The sequence below is a fragment of the Hymenobacter arizonensis genome, from assembly GCF_900115775.1.
Taxonomy (GTDB): domain Bacteria; phylum Bacteroidota; class Bacteroidia; order Cytophagales; family Hymenobacteraceae; genus Hymenobacter; species Hymenobacter arizonensis.
In genome coordinates this window covers 393,141-408,101 of the sequence record NZ_FOXS01000001.1, presented here as the reverse complement: position 1 = coordinate 408,101, position 14,961 = coordinate 393,141, and the positions used below count along the sequence as shown (strand labels likewise).

The 14,961-nt window shown below is 60.0% G+C and carries 9 protein-coding genes; 8 read left to right on the top strand and 1 reads right to left on the bottom strand.

Translation table 11 applies throughout. From position 1 onward, the window contains the following. Positions 1 to 13: 13 nt before the first annotated feature. The 7 genes from BMZ66_RS01695 to hisS all read left to right on the top strand — a co-directional run bounded on the left by BMZ66_RS01695 (position 14) and on the right by hisS (position 11,884). Positions 14 to 1,012 (top strand): VWA domain-containing protein, encoded by a 999-nt coding sequence (locus tag BMZ66_RS01695; RefSeq protein WP_092668330.1) that lies wholly within the window; start codon positions 14 to 16, stop codon positions 1,010 to 1,012. Continuing rightward, entirely contained in the window at positions 1,009 to 2,025 is a 1,017-nt protein-coding gene (locus BMZ66_RS01690; RefSeq protein WP_092668328.1) for a tetratricopeptide repeat protein, read from the top strand. Before BMZ66_RS01695 ends, BMZ66_RS01690 begins: the two co-directional genes overlap by 4 nt. A 141-nt stretch (positions 2,026 to 2,166) precedes the next feature. Then, positions 2,167 to 3,351 (top strand): acetyl-CoA C-acyltransferase, encoded by a 1,185-nt coding sequence (locus BMZ66_RS01685; RefSeq protein ID WP_092668325.1) that lies wholly within the window; start codon positions 2,167 to 2,169, stop codon positions 3,349 to 3,351. A gap of 124 nt (positions 3,352 to 3,475) precedes the next feature. Then, positions 3,476 to 4,924: a toxin-antitoxin system YwqK family antitoxin gene (locus BMZ66_RS01680; protein WP_092668323.1), complete on the top strand. Its 1,449-nt coding sequence runs from the start codon at positions 3,476 to 3,478 to the stop codon at positions 4,922 to 4,924. A 485-nt stretch (positions 4,925 to 5,409) separates the two neighbouring features. Then, on the top strand, positions 5,410 to 7,953 hold the full coding sequence (locus tag BMZ66_RS01675) for a TonB-dependent receptor domain-containing protein (RefSeq protein WP_092668321.1): 2,544 nt from the start codon (positions 5,410 to 5,412) through the stop codon (positions 7,951 to 7,953). A 382-nt stretch (positions 7,954 to 8,335) separates the two neighbouring features. Beyond that, complete coding sequence (locus tag BMZ66_RS01670) at positions 8,336 to 10,279, top strand: M28 family peptidase (protein WP_092668319.1); 1,944 nt, start codon at positions 8,336 to 8,338, stop codon at positions 10,277 to 10,279. Positions 10,280 to 10,459: 180 nt separating this feature from the next. Beyond that, on the top strand, positions 10,460 to 11,884 hold the full coding sequence (gene hisS, locus BMZ66_RS01665; protein ID WP_092670192.1) for a histidine--tRNA ligase: 1,425 nt from the start codon (positions 10,460 to 10,462) through the stop codon (positions 11,882 to 11,884). 105 nt (positions 11,885 to 11,989) lie between these two features. On the opposite strand, the gene BMZ66_RS01660 is transcribed toward hisS, so the two are convergent. Continuing rightward, the gene (locus BMZ66_RS01660; RefSeq protein ID WP_092668317.1) at positions 11,990 to 13,009 is read right to left on the bottom strand and encodes a ScyD/ScyE family protein; all 1,020 of its coding nucleotides are present in this window, start codon (positions 13,007 to 13,009) and stop codon (positions 11,990 to 11,992) included. Positions 13,010 to 13,367: 358 nt separating this feature from the next. On the opposite strand from BMZ66_RS01660, the gene hutH reads away from it, so the two are divergent. Next, positions 13,368 to 14,861 (top strand): histidine ammonia-lyase, encoded by a 1,494-nt coding sequence (gene hutH / locus BMZ66_RS01655; RefSeq protein WP_092668315.1) that lies wholly within the window; start codon positions 13,368 to 13,370, stop codon positions 14,859 to 14,861. The last annotated feature ends 100 nt before the right edge of the window (positions 14,862 to 14,961 follow it).

Genomic DNA, 14,961 nt, shown 5'->3' with positions numbered 1-14,961 from the left:
ACTTGTTCCTCTATTGTTAACCTGGGCATATCCTAATTTCGTCGCCGTCGGGCTGGTCGTACTAATTGGCCTGTTGCTGCTGGCGAGCCATTGGCGGCGCGTGGTACGCCTGGGCCGGGCCCTGGGCAGCCGCCCCCGGCACCGGGGCTGGAAGCTGGTGCTGCGGGTGCTGGCAGGCGCGCTGCTACTGGTGGCCGCGCTGGGGCCGGCGCTGGGCGTAAGCCAGCAGCCCGTGCGAACGGCTGGCAAAGATTTGTGGCTGCTGGTGGACGTGTCGCGCTCTATGGATGCAACCGACGTAGCCCCCAGCCGCTTGCTGCGCGCGCAGGCCGAACTGCAGCAACTTGTAGCCCAGTTCCCGGCCGACCGGCTGGGGCTGGTAGTGTTTGGGGCTGAAGCGGTGGTGCAATGCCCCCTTACGTATGACCAGGAAGCAGTGCAGGTCTTTCTCAGCACGCTGCGTACCAACTTGCTGCCGAGTGGCCCCACTACCCTGCGTGCTCCGCTGGAGCTGGTGCTAAGCCGCCTGGCGCCTGCCCCTCCCCCTCCGGCTCCAAATGCAGTGGCAGCCGGACCAGTACCACGCGCCACAGCCCTGGTGGTGGTGAGCGACGGCGAGGACTTTGGCGAGAACCTAGACCCAGTACTACAAGGGCTGGCGCGTTTGGGCGCACGGGTCTACACTGTAGGGGTAGGCACAGCCGAAGGTGCAGCCATTCCCAAAAAAGGGGGTGGGTTTGTAAAAGATGCCCAAGGGCAAGTGGTGCAAAGCCAGCTGCAGGAAGCCCTATTGCTCCAGCTTTCGGCCCAAACCGGTGGGCAATACGTAGAGCTGAACAACCAGCAAAACGGGGTTGGGCGGCTGTTGCAGTCGCTGCAAACCATGCAAGGCGCGGCCGAACAGGTGCGTACCGTGGCCGTGGCCGACAACCGCTACCGCTACCCCCTGGCCGCAGCGCTACTGTTGTTGGCCCTCGATATTGCGCTCACCGTTACTATCATTCGGCCATGAAGTACCTCGTGCTTTTTTTACTGGCCGCAGGGGCGCCTTCGTGGCAGCTACTGACTTGGGTGCACGACCGTAATTCGGCCGTGGCAACCGGTACCGCTGCCTATCAACAGGGCGATGCCCCCCGTGCTGCTGCGGCTTTTGAGGCGGCCCTGCTGGCCAAGGCGCGCGCTGACGCCGACCCACGCCTAGTATTGAATTTGGCGCATGCCCAAACCCGGGCCGGGCAGCTTGCCCCCGCCCAGACTGCCTACGGCCGGCTGCTGACTGAAAGCCCTGCACCGCTGAGCAGCGTAGCGCATCAGCAATTGGCCGTGCTAGCGGCTCAGCAGGGCGAAATAGCGGAGGCCCTTACGCTGCTACGGCGGGCCTTGCTGCTTGACCCCAAAAACAGCGGAGCCCGCTACGATTATGAAGTATTGAGCGATTACTTGGCTCGCAAACCCAACAGCCCCAAGATTCCGGCCCCGGCCCCTCCCCCTGCATCTCAGCCCAACGCCACTAAACCGGCTTCACCTGAAAAAAACGGAAGCGAGCCGAACCAACCTGCTGAAAAACCCGGCTCCAACCGCCAGGGCGAAATCAACGACCCCAAACCGGCACCGCCTTCGCCCACCACGCCGCCCGAACGCCGACCCGATGCGGGTGGCCAACCCGACAACCAGCAGGCCGATGGGGCACCCGGCACGGCAGCGCGGAGTGGCCGGGCGCCGGGCACTGGCACGCCACAGCCCATAGCCAGCGGCGATGCCCCGGGCAGTCAGCGAGGCCTTGACCGCAGCAGCGCGGCGGCTGGGGCGGCTGGTAATGGCCGCAACAACCGCGCCGGCACCGACGCCGCTACCGGAGACGATGCCAGCCTCCAAACCCAGCGTGAGCGGCTGGAAGCCATGAACCTTACCCCGGCCCAGGCTCGCCAGCTACTGGAAACCTTACGGGCCCAGGAGCAGCAATACCTGCAGCAGCTGACGCGGCCCGCGGCTCAAAAGCCCGACCCCAGCAAACCCACTTGGTAGCTTGGCTTTGGTAATAAGCGAGTTGCGGAGTCAACTAAACTTTCCGAACGACTGTTAGGCAGAGAACCGTTTCGGGGGTTGTAAATCCGTACTTTTGCGGCCTGGTTCAACCTCCCACTCAACACCATTACCATACCTCGTATGCAAACCAAAGAAGTTGTCATCATATCTGCCGTCCGCACGCCGATTGGCTCGTTTGGCGGGGCGTTGTCGTCACTGTCGGCCACGGAGCTTGGCGCCATTGCCTTAAAAGGAGCCCTCGAAAGAGGCGGCGTAGACCCCTCGGAAGTAGAGCAGGTGATTATGGGCAACGTTATTTCGGCCAACCTGGGTCAGGCTCCGGCCCGCCAGGCCGCCAAGAAAGCCGGCCTCCCCGACACCGTGGAGTGCACCACCGTGAACAAAGTATGTGCTTCGGGCACCAAGGCCATCATGTTTGCTGCCCAAGCCATCATGCTAGGGCAATCGGACGTGGTACTGGCCGGTGGCATGGAAAGCATGAGCAACGTGCCTTACTACCTCGACAAAGCCCGTTTCGGCGCGAAATACGGCCACGGTCAAATGATTGACGGCCTGGTGCGCGACGGCCTCTGGGACCCGTACCACGACTACGCCATGGGCAACGCCGCCGAGAACACGGCCAAAGAAATGGGCTTCACTCGCGAGCAGCAGGACGCTTTCGCCATCGAGAGCTACACCCGCAGTGCCGCAGCCGCCAAGGCTGGCAAGAAGAAGGACGAAATTATCCCCGTAACCATCGAAAGCCGCGGCAAAATCACAGTGATTGAGGACGACGAGGAGTACCTCAAAGTTGACTTCACGAAGGTGCCCGGCCTGAAGCCGGCCTTCATCAAGGAAGGCGGCACCGTGACGGCAGCCAATGCCTCTACCCTGAACGATGGTGCAGCCGCTATTCTGCTGATGAGCCGCGAGAAGGCTGATGCCCTGGGCCTCACTCCTATTGGCCGCATTCTAGGCTTCGCCGATGCCGAGCAGGCGCCGGAGTGGTTCACCACTTCGCCCGCCCTGGCCATCCCGAAGGCGTTGAAAAACGCTGGCAAGACGGCCGCTGACGTAGACTTCTACGAAATCAACGAAGCTTTTTCGGTAGTAAGCCTGGCTAACAACCAGCTGCTGAACCTGGAAGGCTCGAAGGTGAACCTGTACGGCGGTGCCGTGAGCCTGGGCCACCCGCTGGGCGCTTCCGGTGCGCGCATTGTGACCACACTGATGAACGTGCTGAAAAACGAAGGCGGCAAAATCGGCGTGAGCGGCATTTGCAACGGCGGCGGCGGTGCCAGCGCCATTGTAGTAGAGCGGCTGTAAGCGGACTTCTGGACGCCCATTAGCTAGAGAAGCCCCATCGGTAAACGGTGGGGCTTTTTTTGGCTTGATTTTTCATACTACCCTCCCATCGCACGGAAAACCCATTTTCTGCGTTCTTGCGCCTATGAAATACCTAGTGCCTTTTTTTCTGTTGATGCTTGCGCTGCCTTCGCACGGCCAAAAGCTGCGCCGGTTTGTGACGTTTTACGATTCTACTAAAGTGAACAAGCGCGAGGTGTACACCGCGCTGGTGGCGGCCGACACAGTGCCGCAGGGTACCTACCGCCGGTTCTATCGCTCGGGCAAGCTGGAGCAGCAGACTAGTTTCCGGCAGGGCAAGCGCGACTCGGCCTACGTGGAGTTTCACCCGACCGGCAACCGGCGGCTGGAAACCACTTACCGCGACGGCATCCGTCAGGGACCCTTCAAAACGTATTACGACAACGGCAAGGTGGCCCAGGAAGGGATGTTCGAAGACGACGAGCCCAACGGCGAACTGACGTTTTACCACCCCAGCGGGGAAGTGAAGCTGCGCACCACCCTAGCCAAAGGCCAGCCCAACGGCGCGCTCAAAGCCCTGTACCCCGACGGCAAGACCCAGGCCGAAGTCAACTACGTGGACGGGCAGCCCAACGGCGCGGTGAAGTTTTACTACCCCAATGGCGTGGTGCAAAGCGAAGGCAGCTTCACGCGCGGGCTGCTGTCGGGACCGTACAAAACGTACTATCCCAACAGCCAGATAGAAGTGGAAGTGCTGGCCGATAAGAACGGCCGCGGGCGCTACCGCAGCTACTACCAAAGCGGCAAGCTGCAAACCGAAAGCACCTACGTGCCCGCTCCGCTGGTGCAGCGCCCAGTGAAAAACACCCTCGGCGACGACCTGACCAAGCGCGTGGCCCCAATCACGGGCACCAACAACCTCGACGGCCCTGCCACCAGCTACTACGAAAGCGGCCAGATTAAAACCAAGATGACCTATCGCAACGGGGTGCCCACCGGCCACGCCCTCGAATACTTTGAGAACGGTAACCTGCACGAGGACATCGAATACAGCAACAGCGGCCGCGACCGCAAAATCACGCGCTACTTCGACGCCACCGGGCAGTTGGCCCAGGCCGAAGAAACCTATAAAAATAACCGGCCCGCCGGCACGTGGAAGGAGTTTTACCCCGATGGCAAAACCCCGCGCAAAACTGAAGTGTACGGCCCCAGCGGGCGCTTACTTGGCGACCGGATTACGTACTATGAAAATGGCCAGGTGCACAGCCGACAGCCTTACCTAAATGGATTTTCTTCGGGTGTCGCGCAGGAATATTATCCTTCGGGCAAGCTGCAGAAGGAGACTACTTACGTGCGCAACGTGCTCCTGGGCCCCTTCCGTGAGTTTCGGGAAGATGGCACCGCGGCCGTGAGCGGCCAGTACCGCAACGGTAAGCAAAGCGGCGTCTGGACTTACTTCAGAGAAGATGGCACAACCGAGGCGCGGTCTGTGACTTATCGCAACGGCTTGGCCGTGGATGGCGCCAGCGAGAAACCCAAAGCAAAGCCCCGTCCGCCCCTCAAGCGGAAGTAGCAACCGGCTCACGTGCGCTGGCCGCATGTCCAATGGCACAGAGAAAAAAGCCCCAGCCTAACCGCTGGGGCTTTTTCTATTTGTGACTAAAAAACTTGTCGGCTCAGGCAACCGGTATAATTATCGGCGCATCTGAATAACCGAGCACCAAGGCCGGAATCGATGCGACTAGGCTGCCTGGACAAATTCCAGAAAATTTTTCATCAGCTCTACTCACTCATAATCAATTGTTTAAAGAATTAATCGTTCAGATAGGTGAAAATATTTTGAAACAGTACCTTGTTTTACAAAGTACCTGCTTTACTTTTGTTCTGTACTTCACCCAGTAGCTGAGCTTAGCGTGTACCAGAGATGGCCCGCTACCCAGCTACAAAAAACTTCACTCACCGGAGTTAGGGCGATGGCAAGCTTACCTCCCCAGCGGAACCGCGGCCGCTGGACTGCCTAAGCCAACCCTCGCCCGCCCCACACCTTACCTCTGCACCATGAAAGTCTCATTCACCTCCTTCACACTCAACCGCTTTGGTCGCGCCCTGCGTGGATGGGCCATTGCCACAGTGCTTCTACCCTTGGGTGCCGCTGCCCAAACCGCCGGCCCCGGCATCGTGCGGGGCAGCCTGGTCGAAGAAAGCACCGGCCAGCCCGTTCCTTTCTCCGATGTTCTGCTGCTCCGCGCCGCCGATTCAAGCTTTGTGGCCGTGGCTCAAACCACCGAGCAGGGCACTTTTAAAGCGGTTTCCCTCCCGGTGGGCACCTACTTGATGCGGGTACAGGACTTGAACTACAAGCCCTTGCGCCGCCGCTTCACCCTCACGGAGGCCGCGCCTTCGGTAGAATTGATGGGGCTGAAGATGACCGCCGCCTCGGCCACCAAGCTTAGCGAAGTGGTGGTGACGGGCGAGAAAGCCACGGTGGTAGAAGAGCTCGGCAAGCGGGTCATCAACGTGGAAAAAGACCTGGGCAGCGTGGGCGGCACCGCGGCCAATGTGCTGCAAAATGTGCCCTCGGTGAGCGTGGACGTGAACGGCGCCGTGAGCATGCGCGGCTCGTCGAACATCACCATCCTGATTGATGGCAAGCCCGCTGGCGTAGGCAATGGCGGGGCGGGCGGCCCCCGGCTCGACCAGATTCCGGCTTCGCGCATTGCCCAAGTGGAGGTAATCACCAACCCCTCGGCCAAGTACGACGCTTCGGGCGGCGGCGGAGTTATCAACCTCATCACTAAGAAAGAAACCAAAAACGGCACCAACGGCACCGCGGCCTTCAACATTGGCACCCGCGACAAGTACAGCGGCAACCTCAACCTAAGCCGCAAGCAAGGCAAAGCCACCTGGACGGCGGGCTACAATGGCCGCGACGTGACCTATTGGAGCAACAGCCGCTCGGCCCAAACCGCGCTGATAGGCGAAGGCTCGGCCCGCGAAACCGTGCGCACCACCCAGGCCGGCACCGGCAACGAGGTGCACCGCAACCACTCGCTGCGAGTGGGCGTGGCGCTGGACCTGCCCAAGGAGCAGAGCCTCAGCTTTAACGTATCGCCCGGTACGGAGCAGAACCTGGAAGGCGAAAGCCAAATTCTAACCCAGCAGACGGGCAATGGCGCGGTGCAGCGGGCCCGGGGCCGCCAGGACCTCGACGTGAAAGTGAATATCCTGAACTACGACGGCAACTACCGCCGCACGTTTGCCGAGCACAAAGGCCGCGAGCTGACCGCCAACTTTGGCGGGGTGGTGATTGATGCCAATGTGCCGGTGGTGCAGCGGCAGTTTGCCGAGGCCGGCTCGCCGCAGGTAGCCCAGCCCGGCACCCGCCAGCAGCTTAATCTACTGGGCAACATCCAGTTTGGTCAGGTTGACTACACGCACCCCTTCGCGGGCAAAGGCCGCATGGAAATGGGCGTGAAAGTGGAGCGCCAGGACAACCGCGGCTCCAACAGGTTTGGGTACACCACCAGCGAAACCCGCCCCGATGATTTCCAGAGCGACCCCAATCGCTCCCTCGACTACACGTTTGAGCAAGTGGTACCCGCTGCCTACGTGACCGTGCAACGCCCCCTCAATGAAAAGTGGAGTGCCCAAGCCGGCCTCCGCACCGAATATACCATCGTGAACGGCACCATTCAGGGCGGCGCGGGCATAGAGCAGCGCGGCAGCCTGAACCAAGACTACCTGAACTTCTTCCCCTCGGCCACGCTGAACCGCGAGTTTGGCAAGGAGCCCGGCCAGAACCGCCTGCAGCTGAGCTACGCCCGGCGCCTAAACCGGCCCAACTTTATGCAGCAGCTGCCCCTGGCCATCTACCAGGACCCGCGCAGCTACCGCCTCGGCAATGCCCGCCTCCGGGCCGAGTTCAGCCATAACATGGAGCTGGGCCACCAGCTGAACCTGGGCCAGGGCACTCTGACCAGCACGGTGTTTGCCCGCATCACCACCGACGCCATCCAGCGCATCCGCAACGTTGACACCCTGGCTACCCGTTTGGCGGGCCCCAACGCCGGCCTGGTTACGGCCGAGACCTACGAAAACCTGGGCCGCACCACCAACCTAGGCGTCGAGTTCAGCCTCAACCAGCCCCTGGCCAAGTGGTGGCGCATGAATGCCAGCACCTCGCTATACCGGGCCGAGATTGCCAACAACAGCTTCGGCAACAACCGCCAGGCCCTGGTCGGCAACGTGCGCCTCACCAACAACTTCACCATCCGCCCCACGCTGGATGTGCAGGTGAGCGGCAATCTCCGCTCGGCCCAGCTCACGGTGCAAGGCCGGCAGCTAGCCCAGGGGCAGATGGACGTGGCCCTGCGCCAGCGCTTGTTCTCCGACCGCGCCGCCCTTACTCTGCGCGTATCCGACCTCCTCAATACCCAGCGCTACCGCGGCGAAGTGGAGACCGACGTGCTCCGCAGCTCCCGCTACAACAAAGACGAAACCCGTGTGGGCTGGATGGGCTTCACCTGGTACATCGGCGCCAGCAAGGCCAAGCCCGGCCGCATCGAAGCTGCTCCCCAGGGCGGCGGCGGGTTCGGCGGCTAAGCTAGCTCACTCCTGAAATAAAACTACACCGCGCTTTTCTCATCTCCTTTCTGCAAAAACATCCTTCCTTTCTTTTTTCTGCAAGAAGCCCCGCTGCCTACTCTAAGGCAGCGGGGCTTATCCTTTTATGAGTCAATTACCGGTTGATAATCAAAGTTTTACCTATATAAATTCGCCTAATTGCTCAAGTACACCTGTATGGCTTGGTTTAAGCTGAAGCCAAGAAGTGCTAGTTATATTGTATAATATTAATTTTTTAAATAAAAATTTCTTTAATTTATAGCTCTGATTATCTGCGTGAAGTTTAAATCATTATTGAGCATCCGTGGCGCAGACCACTCCAAAACGAATTTATCACTCACTGTTTTCATAACGCTTTTGAATGAATAAACTCTCCTCATTAACCGCCGTGCTGCTGCTGGCGGCTGGGGCCGTGGCCGCTCAAACGCCCACTCCCAGTAAAGTAAAAATCAAAACCAAAAAAGGCCGGCAGATTGAAGCTGCAGCAGTTCCGGACGTAGCCACCGATTGGTCGGTGCCCTACGCCGCCACCATCACAGCCGAGGGGTTGAAGAAAGACCTCGACATCCTGGCTTCGGATGAGTATGAGGGCCGCGAAACTGGCAAGAAAGGTCAAAAGATGGCTGCCGATTACTTGGCCAAAGCCTTTACAGAATATGGCCTGACCGGGCCAGTGCCCAGCTCTGACAATGCTTACCTGCAGCATTTCGACATGAACCGGAGTTTGCTGGATGCGGGGGCTTCCACGGTCAAAGTGGGCGGCAAAACCTACCAGGCCAACAAAGATTTTTACCCCATCCTCGTCGACGGCACCTTTGCTGCGCCCACTGCGGTGAAGCCCGTTTTCATTGGCTACGGCATCAAGGATGACAAGTACTCGGACTTTACCAGCGCTGCTGACTACAAAGGGAAGGACGTGGTGCTGCTGCTGGGCGAGCCGCTGGATGCCAAAGGAAAATCGTTGCTCGGCGCCGATGGCAAGCCCAGCCGCTACGCCAGTCTGGAGATAGGAGCCCTGACAGCGCGCACAGCCAGCATTGTCCCAATGGGGGCTCGTTCGGTGACCATGATATTGCCCACGGCCGAGGCGTTTGCCAAAGTGCCGACCGGCTTCGCACCCGTCCTTAGCGGAGAACAACTGACTTTTGTGGGCAAGAAAAAACGGCCGGGTCTCAACTTTGTGCTGGCCTCGCCGGAATATGGCGCCAAGCTGCTGGGCACCACTCCGGCCGGGCTTGAGCAGTACCGGAAAGCCGTGGCGAAAGCCGGCAAAGCCATCCCTTCCACTTTCAAGCCCGCCGCGGCTACCGTGCAACTGGTGATGAAAGACGAAGTATTCACCACCGAAAATGTGCTGGGCTACCTCGAAGGCACCGACAAAAAGGACGAGGTGCTGGTGGTATCGGCCCATTATGACCACTTGGGCGTGAAAAACGGTGTGGCGTTCAACGGCGCCGACGACGATGGCTCGGGCACGGTGAGCGTGCTGGCCATGGCCCGTGCTTTCAGCCAGGCCAAGAAAGATGGCCACGGCCCGCGCCGCAGCATTCTGTTTCTGGCCAATACCGGCGAGGAAGAGGGCTTGCTGGGCTCGCAGTACTACACTGAAAACCCCATTTTCCCGATTGCCAACACGGTCACCAACCTCAATATTGATATGGTAGGCCGGGTGGATTCACTGCACATGGGCAAGGGCGACTACGTGTACGTGGTGGGCGACGACCGGCTCTCGCAGGAGCTGCACACCCTGAGCGAAGCCACCAACCAGCAGTACAACCCTATTGCGCTGGACTATAAATACAACGACCCCAAAGACCCCGAGCGCATCTACTACCGCTCCGACCACTACAACTTCGCCCGGCGCAACGTGCCCATCATCTTCTACACGAGCGGCCAACACCCCGAGTACCACAAAGAGACGGACGATGTCGAGAAAATTGATTTTCCGGCCATGGTACGCCGCGACCAGCTTATTTTCCACACGGCCTGGGCCCTGGCCAACCGCGACACCCGGGTGGCCCTGAAACCCGAGCTCCAGGCCACTGGCTACACGCCCGCCGCCGCCGACCTGGACCGCTACGTAGGCAACTACTCCAGCCCACAAAACCGACTTAAAATTGCCTTAACCAAAGAGGGCACGACCCTCAAGAGCCAGGGCAGCGGCCAAGACGCCTTCCCGCTTGAGGCGGTAAGCAAAGACGTATTTAGGCACGTCCAGTACGATATCAGCATGGAGTTTGACCCAGCCAAGCCTGTTTTTACGATGAAGCAGCGCGGCACCACCTTCACGTTTACGAAGGAATAAGTGCCGGCCCTCCGACTGGCGGTGCCAGTTGAACAAGGCCAAGGCAATTGAAAAAGGCCAGGCAGCAGTAGGCTGCCTGGCCTTTTTTCGGTACTGCTCCCGACTCACTTGCATAGAATGCATTCCCGCAATTGAACCACGCAAGGTTCCTGTCGAATGCAAAACTACCTTTGCGCCGTCATGCAAAAACCTAGTATTCCCAAGGGCACCCGCGACTTCGGGCCGGCCCAGGTGGCGCGCCGCCAGCACATTTTCAACGTTATCCGCCGCACGTTTGAGTCGTTTGGCTACGCCCCGCTTGAAACGCCGACGCTCGAGAACCTGTCGGTGCTCACTGGCAAGTACGGCGACGAGGGCGACCAGCTGCTGTTTAAAGTCCTTAACTCCGGCGACTTCGCCAAGGACGTTACTGCCGCCGACCTCGAAGTAGGCAGCAAGGCGCTGCTGCCCAAAGTAGCCGAAAAAGGCCTGCGCTACGACCTCACCGTGCCTTTTGCCCGCTATGTGGCCATGAACCGTGGCACGCTCACCTTCCCCTTCAAGCGCTACCAGATGCAGCCCGTGTGGCGCGCCGACCGCCCCCAACGCGGTCGCTACCGCGAGTTTTACCAGTGTGACGCCGACGTGGTGGGCACCGACTCGCTGCTCTGCGAAGCCGAAATTGTGCTCATGATGGCGCAGGTGCTCAACGGCCTGGGGCTCGACGACTTCACCATCAAAATCAACCACCGCGGGGTGCTGCGCAACATCTACCAGGCGCTGGGCGGCGAAGGCCGCGAGTCGGACCTGTTCGTGGCCATCGACAAGCTAGACAAGATTGGGCGCGAGGGCGTGACCAACGAGCTGCTGGGCCGAGGTTTTTCCCAACCCACCATCGAAACCTTGTTTGAGCTGCTGACCGTGGACGGCGACTACGAGGAGAAGCTGGTGCGCCTGCTGGCGGGTTTCGTCACGGCCGGGGTGGAACCCGATGGCCCCCGCCCCAGTGGTGCCGAGGATGCCATCGAGCCCCTGACCTCTTACCGCGGCCTCACCGAGCTGGCCATGGTGCGCGACCTGCTCACGGCTTCTGGCTTCAAGCAGTTCGACCGCCTGGAGTTCGACCCCACGCTGGCGCGGGGTCTCTCCTATTATACAGGCTGCATTTTCGAAGTAAAAATCAACAACGTGCTGATGGGCAGCGTGAGCGGCGGCGGCCGCTACGACAACCTCACCGGCAGCTTCGGCCTGCCGGGCGTGTCGGGCGTGGGCTTTTCCTTCGGCGTCGACCGGCTGTACGACTGCCTCGAAACGCTCGACCTCTTCACCGGCACGGCCGAGACTCCCACCCGCTGCCTGCTCACGCATTTCGACTTGGCCAGCGGCCGGGCGGCGCTGCCGCTGCTGGCGCAGCTGCGGGCCGCGGGCATCCCCAGCGAACTGTACCCGGATGCCAGCAAGCTGCAAAAGCAGTTTAAGTACGCCGATGCCAAGGGCATTCCGCTGGTTATTGTGCTGGGGCCGGAAGAGCTGGCCGCGGGCGTGGCCAAAATCAAAATTATGAAAACCGGCGAGGAAAAGGTGCTGCCGCTAACCGAAGTGGTAACGGCGCTGACCCTGGAATAGCTTCGGCGCATTTCAACTTGACAAGCCAAAGCCCCACGGGTAGCCAACGCAACGTTGGCCGCCCGTGGGGCTTTTGAGAACAAGGTGCGGTACACGCACCCGTGGCTAATACTTCAGCTTCTGAATGGTACCCTCGGCGGTGCTGAGCACGTAATAGAAATTGGGGTTGATGCGCTCGATGTCGGTGATTTCGTTGAGGCCGCCCAAGACTGTAGTTCCCGCTGCATTGGCGACACGCCCGGTGGAAGGCTGCCAGCCCACTACCGGCGGGCTGAATACAAACCGGGCATATTCCGTCACCAGCAGGTCGTCGCCTTTGGCGGGGGCCAGGTTGGTGAGCGCCGTGAAGCCGCTGCGGTAGTCGCTCACGACGCCACTCGTGCTAATCTGCAGGACTTTAGCCAGACCAGTAACAAATGGGAAACCCGTGAGGGTGCTCACTAGGAATTTGCTGCCGTCGTAGATGATGCCCGTCGGTACTGCTTGAATGGTAGGCGTGGCATTGGGAATGCGAGCGAACACGCTCAGCGCCTTGGTGGCCAGGTTCACGCTAATGATGGCGTTTGCACCGGCATCGGCGATGTAGAGCCGGCCATCGGGACCAAATGTCAGGTCGTAGAGGTTGGAGTCGAGAGGGTTAGAAAGATTTTGCGAAAGCACAAAGGGCTTGATGGCGATGAAATTGAGCGAGCTGGCTGGTACCGGGGCATCTTTGGCTTTGTAGGAGGAGACATCTATTATGTACAGCCGGCCGTTCAGGCCATCGAGCACGTAAAGCATACCGTCTTGGTACAGTACATGGCCCAGGCCGCCGAGCTCATTATTGGGCAAAACCTGGGAGCCAAAACCGGTGAAGGCCGTTTGTACCCTTCCGTTAGGAGTCACTACCACCACCGAGCCGTCGTTTTTGCCGGTGCCGCTTTGGCTTACCCAAATTTGGTTTTTCTGGTCGATGCTCATGCCGATGGGCTTCGAGAGCTCGCTGGTTAAGATGCCATCCTTACTCGATTGGGAGGCCTCCGCCGACAGGCTGGGTGCGATTTGCTCAGCGTCCTTGTTGTTGGTGCAACTCACTGCCAGGAAGAGCGAAAGAGCTAGTGCGAAAGAAGTGTGGGCTTTTTGCATGATTAAAGTGTTTGGTGATTAGGAAAAAATGAGTGCGGCGATGAAGGCTGTCAAACCAAGTGTGCTTTCTTAAATTTATTAAATAGATTACATATTTCCTATTAATGTTGATAATTTATGAATATAAGATTTCACCTTAGGCACCTTAAGCAGAGCCATTAACTCCTTTGGGTGCAAGACACTACGAATCGTTCGGGGTGGTTTTCAGCACCAGATGCTTTGCTGAGTACAGATTGAGCACATCGTGCCCAACGCGGCAACGCTTTGCACGGCCTCGTGCTATTACTTAAGTGTTGACGAATGAGAAGCGGCGACCGCAAATGCGTCTATTTTTGCAGTCACCCCACCCATCTTCTCAATGCCCACCCACTCCATTTCGCCCACTCAGCCCCTCACCCTGGCTGAGTTGGCCACCCTGCTGGCCGATGGCCGGCCCATTGCCCTGAGCGACGAAGCCAAAGCTCGTATTGGCGACTGCCACGACTATTTGCACCAGCGCCTGGCCCACGACAACTCGCCGATTTATGGCATCAACACCGGGTTTGGCTCGCTCTATAATGTGAGCATAGCCCCCGAGGCCCGCGCCCAACTGCAAGTAAACCTGATGATGTCGCACGCCTGCGGCACCGGCGCCGAGGTGCCAGGCAACCTGGTGCGCCTCATGCTGCTCCTGAAAGTGCAGAGCCTGAGCTACGGCCACAGCGGCGTGCAGGTAGCCACCGCCCAGCGCCTGCTCGATATGTACAACCGCGAAATGCTGCCCGTGGTGTACGAGCAAGGCTCCCTGGGTGCCAGCGGCGACCTTGCGCCCCTGGCGCATCTCTGCCTGCCGCTTTTGGCGCTGGGTGAGGTGAACTACCAAGGCTACCGCCTTAGCGCGGCCGATGCCATGAGCCTGTTTAGCTGGGCGCCACTTGCCCTGCAAGCCAAGGAAGGGCTGGCCCTGCTAAACGGCACCCAGTTTATGCTGGCCTACGCCGTGGATGGTGTGCTGCGGGCCCAGCGCCTGGCAGCCGCTGCTGATGTAATCGGGGCCTTGTCGACGGAAGCCTTTGGCGCCGGCACCGACCCGTTTCATGAAAACCTGCACCGCATCCGACCGCACGCCGGGCAGGTGCTGGTAGCCCGGCGGCTGCGCGAGCTGCTGGCCGGCTCGGAGCTGCAAACCCAGCCCCGCCTGGCCGTGCAGGACCCGTATTCGTTCCGCTGCCAGCCCCAGGTGCACGGCGCCAGCCGCGATGCCCTGGCCTACGTGGCCCAAGTAGTGGAAACCGAGTGCAACTCCGTGACCGACAACCCCAATATCTTCCCCGACGACGACCAGATTCTTAGCGGCGGCAATTTCCACGGCCAGCCGCTGGCCCTGGCTCTCGACCACTTAGCCGTGGCCGTGGCCGAGCTGGGCAGCATTTCGGAACGCCGCACCTACCAGCTGATTTCGGGCCAGCGCGGCCTACCCACTTACCTGGTGGCCGAGCCAGGCCTGAACTCCGGACTCATGATTCCGCAGTACACCGCGGCTGGCATCGTGAGCCAGAACAAGCAGCTGTGCACGCCCGCTTCCGTCGACAGCATTGTGAGCAGCAACGGCCAGGAAGACCACGTGAGCATGGGCGCCAACGCCGCTACCAAGGCCCGCCGCGTTATCGAAAACGTGGAGCAGGTGCTGGCCATCGAGCTGGTTACGGCCGTGCAGGCCTTAGCCTTCCGCCGGCCCGCCCGCTCCTCTGAAGCCCTGGAGCGCGTGGTGACTGCCTTCCGCGAAGAAGTGAAATTTGTGGGCCAGGACCGGGTGCTCTACCCCGACCTGCACCGGGCGGCGGCCTTCGTCCGTAAGTTTGACTGGCAATAAGAATGGTGTAGCCGCAGAGCTTGCTCGTAGCTTCTGGCCGCCCTGTTGTTGCCAAAGTGGTACAGTATGGCCGGGGTTATGTTCGCGGCCAAGGGCCAAA